This window comes from Nocardia cerradoensis NBRC 101014, assembly GCF_000308535.1.
In the GTDB taxonomy this organism is placed as follows: domain Bacteria; phylum Actinomycetota; class Actinomycetes; order Mycobacteriales; family Mycobacteriaceae; genus Nocardia; species Nocardia cerradoensis.
The window spans coordinates 39,361-46,567 of record NZ_BAFW01000143.1 but is presented as its reverse complement, the minus strand read 5'-3'; the positions used below and the strand labels follow the sequence as shown (position 1 = coordinate 46,567).

The 7,207-nt window shown below is 70.0% G+C and carries 6 protein-coding genes; 2 read left to right on the top strand and 4 right to left on the bottom strand.

Going from position 1 to position 7,207, the window contains the following annotated elements:
* Positions 1-1,125, bottom strand: a 1,125-nt coding sequence (locus tag ON23_RS15040; protein WP_039778892.1) for a thiamine pyrophosphate-binding protein, incomplete at its 3' end; no start/stop codon positions are given.
* A gap of 438 nt (positions 1,126-1,563) precedes the next feature.
* Here ON23_RS15040 and ON23_RS15035 point away from each other — a divergent pair.
* Entirely contained in the window at positions 1,564-2,550 is a 987-nt protein-coding gene (locus ON23_RS15035) for a heme o synthase (protein WP_039778891.1), read from the top strand.
* Between the two features lie 167 nt (positions 2,551-2,717).
* Here ON23_RS15035 and ON23_RS15030 read toward each other — a convergent pair whose 3' ends face one another.
* Both ON23_RS15030 and ON23_RS15025 read right to left on the bottom strand, forming a co-directional pair.
* Positions 2,718-3,887, bottom strand: a complete 1,170-nt coding sequence (locus ON23_RS15030) for a hypothetical protein (protein ID WP_039778890.1) — start codon at positions 3,885-3,887, stop codon at positions 2,718-2,720.
* A 145-nt stretch (positions 3,888-4,032) separates the two neighbouring features.
* Positions 4,033-5,466 carry an FAD-dependent monooxygenase gene (locus tag ON23_RS15025; RefSeq protein ID WP_039778889.1) on the bottom strand — a complete coding sequence of 478 codons (1,434 nt, stop codon included), beginning with the start codon at positions 5,464-5,466 and terminating at the stop codon, positions 4,033-4,035.
* Positions 5,467-5,546: 80 nt separating this feature from the next.
* Between ON23_RS15025 and ON23_RS15020 the strand changes: the two genes are divergently transcribed.
* A complete protein-coding gene (locus ON23_RS15020; protein WP_039778901.1) occupies positions 5,547-6,167 on the top strand; it encodes a TetR/AcrR family transcriptional regulator in 621 nt (206 codons plus the stop codon).
* Positions 6,168-6,171: 4 nt separating this feature from the next.
* On the opposite strand, the gene ON23_RS15015 is transcribed toward ON23_RS15020, so the two are convergent.
* Positions 6,172-7,137: a quinone oxidoreductase family protein gene (locus ON23_RS15015; protein WP_039778888.1), complete on the bottom strand. Its 966-nt coding sequence runs from the start codon at positions 7,135-7,137 to the stop codon at positions 6,172-6,174.
* Positions 7,138-7,207 lie beyond the last annotated feature (70 nt).

The window sequence follows — 7,207 nt, the reverse complement described above, 5'->3', positions numbered from 1 at the left end:
GCCCTTGGCGTCGGGCTCGAACGAGGGCAGCCCCTCGGTCCAGCCCTTCGGCAGCCGGCGCTCGCGCAGCCGGTCGAACAGCGCCTTGTTCTCCGGGTTGTTCTGCGCCCATGCGTCGAACTGCTCCTGCCAGACCGCGCGGGCGGCCTTGGCGCGGTCGGCGGCGTTGCCGCGGGTGTGGGCGATGACCTCGTCGTCGACGACGAAGCTCTGGCCCGGATCGAAGCCGAGGATCTCCTTGGTGGCGGCGACCTCGTCGGCGCCCAGCGCGGCACCGTGCGCGGCGCCGGTGTTCATCTTGTTCGGCGCGGGATAGCCGATGATCGTGCGCAGCAGGATGAACGACGGCTTGTCGGTGACGGCCTTGGCGGCCTCGATCGCCTCCAGGATGCCGGTGACGTTCTCACCGCCCTCGACGACCTGCACGTGCCAGCCGTAGGCGCGGTAGCGCTCGGCGGTGTCCTCGGTCAGCGCGATGGAGGTGTCGTCCTCGATCGAGATCCGGTTGTCGTCGTAGAAGACGATCAGATTGCCCAACTGCTGGGTGCCGGCCAGCGAGGAGGCCTCCGAGGTGACGCCCTCTTCGATATCGCCGTCGGAGGCGATGACGTAGACGAAGTGGTCGAACGGGCTGGCGCCGGTCGCGGCGGACGGGTCGTAGAGACCGCGCTCGCGGCGGGCCGCCATCGCCATGCCGACCGCCGAGGCCAGGCCCTGGCCGAGCGGGCCGGTGGTGATCTCCACGCCCCTGGTGTGGCGGAACTCCGGGTGACCCGGGGTCAGCGAACCCCACTTGCGCAGATGCTTCAGGTCGTCGAGTTCCAGGCCCAGTCCCGACAGATACAGCTGGATGTACTGGGTCAGGCTGGAATGTCCGCACGAGAGGATGAACCGGTCGCGGCCCGTCCAGTCCGGATCGCTCGGGTCGTAGCGCAGGACCCGCTGGTAGAGGGTGTAGGCCAGCGGCGCCAGGCTCATCGCGGTGCCGGGGTGACCGTTGCCGGCGGCCTGCACCGCGTCGGCGGCCAGGACACGGACGGTGTCGACGGCTCTGGTGTCCAGTTCGGTCCAGTCGGCCGGATGTGCGGGCTGGGTGAGGGCGCGGATGTCGTCTGTGACTGACACGACCGAGGTTCTCCTGACCTTCTCGTGTGTGTACAACGGCGGCTTGCGGGCTGTACCCACCACCCTAGAGGTCGCCTGATCGCCGTGAGTGGGGAACCCTTCGCCCGCACCCCGTGCAGGTGCGCGGGGTTACGGTGAATGATGACAGCCGCCGCCGTGCCGGACCGACGCGATTCCGCACAGCGGCCGACGGCGGATATGTGACGTGGCCCTCGCGTCCGGACCGGCCGGGGCCGATCGCCTGCGGCACGGGCGGTTTCGCGGCGGGTGGGTGCCGGAGCACAACACGCGGGGGTCTACCATCGTCTGTAGTAGAGGCTGCGCCGCCCGCGCCGCGCTCTGCGGTGACAGCGGAAAAGGCTGCGCGCGGGAGGCCCGCCACGCCGCCGAAACCGTTGCTTCCCTACCGGATCGATGCACCACCTGCGAGGAGAGACAGTGCGGATTGGGCAACAGCCGGGTGATGCGCATGGCTCCTCCGCGACGGCGCTCGCCGACCGTGTCCAGGGCAGCGGCCCGCTGTCGAAGCTGACCCGCCGGGTGCTCGCCTACATCGCGCTGACCAAGCCGCGGGTCATCGAGCTGCTGCTGGTGGCCACCATCCCGACGATGCTGCTGGCCGACCGCGGCCATGTCGACATCCGGTTGATCGTGGCCACCCTGTTCGGTGGCTGGATGGGCGCGGCCAGTGCCAACACCCTGAACTGCGTGGCCGACGCCGATATCGACAAGGTCATGAAGCGCACGTCGAAGCGTCCGCTGGCGCGCGAGGCGGTGCCGACCCGCAACGCGTTCGTCTTCGGTGTCGCTCTCGGCGCGGGCTCGTTCGCCTGGCTGTGGTGGCAGGCGAATCTGCTCTCCGGCCTGCTCGTGGTCGCGACGATTCTGTTCTACGTCTTCGTCTACACCCTCGGCCTCAAGCGTCGGACCTCGCAGAACGTGGTGTGGGGTGGCGCCGCGGGCTGTATGCCCGCACTGGTCGGCTGGTCGGCGGTCACCGGCACCATCGGCTGGCCCGCGATCGCGCTGTTCGCCGTCATCTTCTTCTGGACGCCGCCGCACACCTGGGCGCTGGCCATGCGCTACAAGGACGACTACCGCGCGGCCGGCGTGCCGATGCTGCCGGTAGTGGCGACCGAGCGCGTGGTCACCAAGCAGATCGTCATCTATACCTGGCTGACCGTGCTCGCGACGCTGGCGCTGATTCCGGCGACGGGTGTCGTGTACGCGGCGGTCGCGATCGTCGCGGGTGCCTGGTTCCTGCTGATGGCGCATCAGCTGTACTCCGGTGTGCGACGCGGCGCTTCGGTCAAGCCGCTGCGGCTGTTCCTGCAGTCCAACAACTACCTCGCCGTGGTGTTCTGCGGTCTGGCCGTGGACTCGGTGCTCGGCTGGCACACCATCGGCTCGACGCTGTTCGGCTGAGATCACCCCGGGCGCCGGTCCGCGCCCGTGAACAGCCACTTCGGCGCGTCTCTCCGACGTTCGGGCTATACGCGATCACGGCCCCGGCGAGTGCCGCCGGGGCCGAGCTGTCATCTCGTCGCCTGTCATCTCGTCGCCGTTGCGGCAGGCAATCGTCCGTGCTCGGCTCAGGGGCAGCCGGGCTGGAACGGATAGCACGCGTGCCCGGGCGTCGAGGGCGGCACCGTGCGTTCCGGTGCGGGGGTGTAGGGCGAGGTGGTCGTGGTGGTGGTGCGACCGGAGGCGGGGGCGTGGCTGGGACGCGAGCCGGAACCGCCGCCCGCGGTGCACATGGCGGCCAACGCCAGCACCACGACCAGAACGCCCAGCAGGACCAGCGGCACCAACCCGCGATTGCGTGTGCTTCGCGGCGGGGCCGCGGGCGGGCGCGGATCGAAGGGCACCGAATACGGTTGCTGATTCTGGCCGTAGGCCGGCGCGGGGCCCGTCTGCGCGGGAGCGCCGGGTCCGAAACCGGAGGCGGCGACCGGCTGAGGGACGGTGCCGGGCGCGGGTTGTGCCGCCGGATTCGGGCGAGCCATGGAAACCGGGGCACCGCCCGGCGACGTCGGCGCTGCGGCGGCAACCGGGACACCGGCTGGACCGGACCCGGGAAGCGGTGCTCCCGCCGGCGGTTCGGGGCCGCGGGACGGCACGGGATTCGGCGGCGGGGGAGTGCGCTCCAGCCGGGCGGGAAAGCCCTCCGCGGTGAGATCGGAATGGCTTGCCGCCGCGGCGAATCCGAGCGCGGCCAGTGCCTGGCCGACCTGCGCCGCGTTCCAGGTGTCGGGTGCGTCCGCGGTGATCCGGGTGAAGTAGTTGCGCAAGGCCGCCGGGCCGTCGCCGAGCACCACGTCGATCCCGTCGGGCAGGTCACCCTTCTCCAGGGAGACCCGGCTGCTCAACTGCGGCATGACCAGCACCATGCCGGTCACCCCGACCCGCTCCCGGCCGGGCGCGCCGCGCAACAGTTCGGCGATCTCGCCGGTGCGGGCGCGGATCTCGGTCATCGGTTCGGTTCCGGCCTCGGTTCCCGACAGCGGCGCGATGCGGTCGCCGATGGTCCAGGGCCGGTACCCGGAAACGGTGAGGGTGCCGCTGGCCCGTTCGGTGAAGTCCTTGATCACGACGACCACGCAGGTCTTGGGCGTCCACACGATCGCGTCGGCGGCACCGGCCGCGACCACGGCGATACCGGGTAACGCGTGTGGGCCGGTCCAGGTTTTCAGCCAGTTCGCCACCGTCCGTTCGGAATTGGACAGCCGCGACGGGTCGTCGTTGCGAACCTTCACCAACATCTGGATCAACCCCTGACCGATGCCTGTTCTGCCGGCCGCCCCGAGCGACCGCCCGACCACCGTACGACGGTACGGCGAAGCGGGCGAATCGGCTTGGGCGGCAGCACAGATCATCCACCATCGGTGCGCCCGGGTCGTCGGCGGGTCACCCCTGCCGATGCCAGGCGAGGTATCCGTCCGGGCGCACGAGCACCTGCGTGCCCGCGGTGGCCGCGTAATCGGTGAAGGCGTGACCGTCGACCGCGATCAATTGCCCGGGTTCGAGCCGATGACCGGGCGCGACGATCGAATACGCCCGCACCCCGGCGACTTCCGTGGCCTCGGCCGGTGCTCCGAATGTCAGGCGTGTTGCGTGCGGGCCCCGGAACAGGTCGAACAGGCGCAGCGCACTACCGTCATCGCGCCGCAGCGGGGCGTCGGGCGCCCGGTCGCCCGCGGTGAGCCCGGCGGTGTCGGCCGCATCGCGATAGCTGATGTCGAGTTGATGGGTCTCTGCGCCGCGATTCATCGCGTCCTCGTGTCCCTCCAGGTGTTTGTCGAGCAGTGCCGTACTCAGGCCGAGCACTCGCCGAGCGACCGCCCGGCGTTCGGACTCGTAGGTCTCGAGCGGGCCGGGATCGCCGCTCAACGCCGCGGCCAGTTTCCAGCCCAGGTTGTAGGCGTCCTGAATGCCGGTGTTCATCCCCTGCCCACCGGTGGGCGGATGCACGTGGGCCGCGTCGCCCGCCAGGAACACGCGCCCGGACCGGAACCGTTGCGCCAGCCGGATATTGGGCCGCCACACCGTGGACCACACCGGCTCCCCGACGATGAGATCGGTGCGCCCGCTCACCCGATCCAGCCGTTCCTGCAGTACCGCGCGGGTCGGCCGCGGATCGTCTCCGAGCGGGGCCGCGAACTGGAACAGCCGGCCGCCGGGCAGCGGTGTCAGCGCGACACCCGCGGTGGGTGTCGCGGCGGTGGCGAACCAGTATCCGAAGTCGTGATCGAGCGCGTCGACCGGGACATCGCCGAGCAGCATGCGAATCGACTCGTCGGTGGTCCCCTCGAACGGGATTCCCAGCGTGCGCCGCACGGTTCCGGCGCCGCCATCCGCGCCGATCAGATATCGCGCCGCGACGTTTTCGGTGCCGCCCGGCACGGACAGCGTGGCCCGCACCTCGTCGGCGTCCTGGGTGAAACCGGCCAGGGCGGTGCCGAATTCGACGTGCACACCGAATTCGGCGAGGCGGTCGCGCAGCAGTCGCTCGGTATCGGATTGGCCCAGCACCCACGGATTCGGATACGGCACGGCCGGGCCGGCCGCGCGGGATTCACTCATCCGGCGTTCGGCTACCAGCGTGCCGTCGAGGTAGGCGCGCATGAGCGGAGCGGGGCTTCCCGCGCCGAGGACGGCGTCGAGCACGCCGAGATCGTCGAACACCTCCAGCGTGCGGGGCTGGATGCCGTCGCCCCGGGACCCGCTGAACGGAGTCGTGGCCTTGTCCTCGATGCGTACATCGATTCCGCGGCGGGCCAGGTCGATGGCGAGCGTGAGGCCGGTCGGGCCTGCTCCGGCGATGAGAACTGGACGGGTCATGACAACCTCTAACTGAATCTGATTTCAGTGAATTTTGATTCAGTATCGGGTTGATAATGTCCGGAGTCAAGGAGGTGGTGATGGCGACCGGACAAGAGCAGGCCGGCAGTCGCAAGCAGCGGTCCGCGGAAACCGAGCAGGCGCTCAAGGACGCCGCTCGGCGGCTGTTCGCCGAGCGCGGTTACCTGAACACCAAGATCACCGACATCACCGCGGCGGCCGGCCGGTCGGCGGGCTCGTTCTACAACCACTTCGCCGGCAAGGAACAGCTGCTCCAGGCGCTACTGGAGGACTTCGCGGCCGAAGGGGACACCTCCGCCGGGGCGGGCGCGCACGATCCCGATTTCACCAAGCCGCAGGCCGTCGAATTCCATATCGAGCAGTACTGGCACTACGCGCGCCGGCATTGGCCGGTGCTGCGGGCGGTGACGCAGGCGGCGCTCGTCGACGAGGACTTCGCGCGGCTGACCAGTCGATTCACCGCCGGTCAACTCGACGAGGTGGTCGACCACGTCGACGGTTTCGAGGCCGCCGGACTCCGCCTGCCCAGCACGGCCGAGGCCAGCGTGGCGATGATGTTCCTGCTGGTGCGGGCGCTGCTGGAGGCGGTGGAGGAGGGCGTGCTCGCCCTCGACGACGAGCAGGCGGTGGTCGGGCTGACCCGGTTCGTCTACCGGGGGCTCACCGGTCGCGACTACTGACCGCTCAGGGCACCAGCACGATCGACCCGGTGGTCTTGCGGGCCTGCAGATCGCGATGCGCCTGCGCGGCCTCGGTGAGCGGATATTCGGCGCCGACTCGCACCCGCAGTGTCCCGTCGGCGACGGCGTTCAGAACATCGCCTGCGCGCCAGGTCAATTCGTCGCGATCCCGGGTGTAGTGCGCGAGCGTCGGGCGGGTGACGAACAGCGAACCGGCCGGATTGAGCCGCTGCAGATCGAACGGCGGCACCTGACCGCTGGCGGCGCCGAACAGCGCCAACATGCCGCGGATGCGCAAGGCCGCCAGGCTCGCCTCGAACGTCGCCGCGCCCACCCCGTCGTAGACCGCCGCCACGCCGATCCCATCGGTGAGGTCGCGCACCCGCTGGGCGAGGTCGTCGCCGTAGCGCAGCACATGCGCGGCGCCGGCCTCGCGGGACAATTCTTCCTTCGCGTCGGTGGACACCGTGGTGATCACGCGGATATCGCGGGCCGCGGCCAGCTGGGTCAGCAGGAGTCCGACGCCACCGGCGCCGGCGTGAACCAGAATCGTCTCCCCGGGCTGCGGCTTGTACACCGACTCGATCAGGTAGTGCGCGGTCATTCCCTGCAGCAGTGCCGAGGCCGCCACCGCCGCCGTAACCCCGTCGGGGACGGCCACCGCCACCGCGGCGTCCACGGCGACCTTCTCCGCGTAGCTACCCGGCGCGGCCGCCCACGCGACCCGATCGCCGACGGTGAATTCGGTCACCTCGGAACCGACCTCGGCGACCACGCCCGTGCCCTCGGAACCCGGAATGTAGGGAACCGCCTGCGGATAGGTGCCGGTGCGGATGTAGGTGTCGATGAAATTGACACCGGCCGCCTCGGTATCGACGAGCAGCTGATTCGGCCCGATGACCGGGTCGTCGACCTCGGTCGCGACGAGCACTTCGGGACCACCGTGTTCGCTGACCTGAATGGCGCGCATGGCTTTCAGTTCTACACCTCCTGTGCCGCGAACACCGATAGGGCGGTCGGGCGGGCCCTACCGGACGGTA